This is a genomic window from Streptomyces sp. DH12 (genome assembly GCF_020873895.1).
GTDB lineage: Bacteria > Actinomycetota > Actinomycetes > Streptomycetales > Streptomycetaceae > Streptomyces.
The window spans coordinates 1-957 of sequence record NZ_JAHWGT010000131.1 but is presented as its reverse complement, the minus strand read 5'-3'; the positions used below and the strand labels follow the sequence as shown (position 1 = coordinate 957).

Genomic DNA, 957 nt, shown 5'->3' with positions numbered 1-957 from the left:
CGGCCCGGACGAAGGCGCGGAGGAGCCGGACCTCAAGCCGCCGGTGACGCCACCCGACGCAAGCCGCACCGATGAGTTTCCGCAGCGGGGCCGGTCTGGAAACGTATGAAGACTCTCACTCTTGAGACAGCCGGCGCGGACCTCGTCTACGACGTGCGGGGGCCGCTGCCGACCAGTGACGGACGACCGCCCTTGCTGATGATCGGGCAGCCCATGAGCGCTTCCGGCTTCGCCGCGCTCGCCGCGCGCTTCCCCGAGCGGACCGTGGTCACCTACGACCCGCGCGGCCTCGGCCGCAGTGTCCGGAAGGACGGACGAACCGACCACGCACCGCGGACGCAGGCCGACGACGTGCACGCCGTCATCGAGGCACTCGGGGCCGGGCCCGTCGAGATGTTCGCCAGCAGCGGCGGAGCGGTCACCGCGCTCTCGGTGGTCGAGAAGTACCCCTCGGACGTGACCACGCTGGTGGCGCACGAGCCGCCGCTCATCACTCTGACACCGGACGGCCCTGCAGCCGTGCGGGCGCGGGCCAGGGTTCGGGAAGCGTACGAGAAGCGGGGGTGGGGGGCCGGGATGGCCGCGTTCGTGGCCATGACCTCGTGGGTGGGCGAGTTCACCGACGCGTACTTCGCACAGCCCGCGGCCCACCCCGCCGCGTTCGGGATGCCCACCGAGGACGACGGCTCGCGCGACGACCCGCTGCTGTCCGACAGGTCGTGGGCGGTCAGCGGCTACCGGCCGGACGCCGACGCGATCACCGCCGCGCCGACCCGCGTGGTGATCGCGGTCGGCGAGGAGTCCGAGAACCTGCTGACGGCACGCACCTCCGCGGCGGCAGCCGAACTCCTCGGGCAGAAGGTGGTCGTGTTCCCGAGCCATCACGGCGGCTTCTGCGGCGGAGAGTTCGGACAACCGGGGAAGCCGGACGAGTTCGCGCTCCGTCTGCGCCAGGTC

Annotated in this window: 1 protein-coding gene; it reads left to right on the top strand. The window is 72.2% G+C overall.

Annotated features, from left to right (window positions below; all coding sequences use genetic code 11):
* Positions 1 to 105: 105 nt before the first annotated feature.
* Positions 106 to 957 (top strand): alpha/beta fold hydrolase (locus LPA54_RS32985; RefSeq protein ID WP_228984424.1); only part of this gene is annotated, 852 nt, incomplete at its 3' end.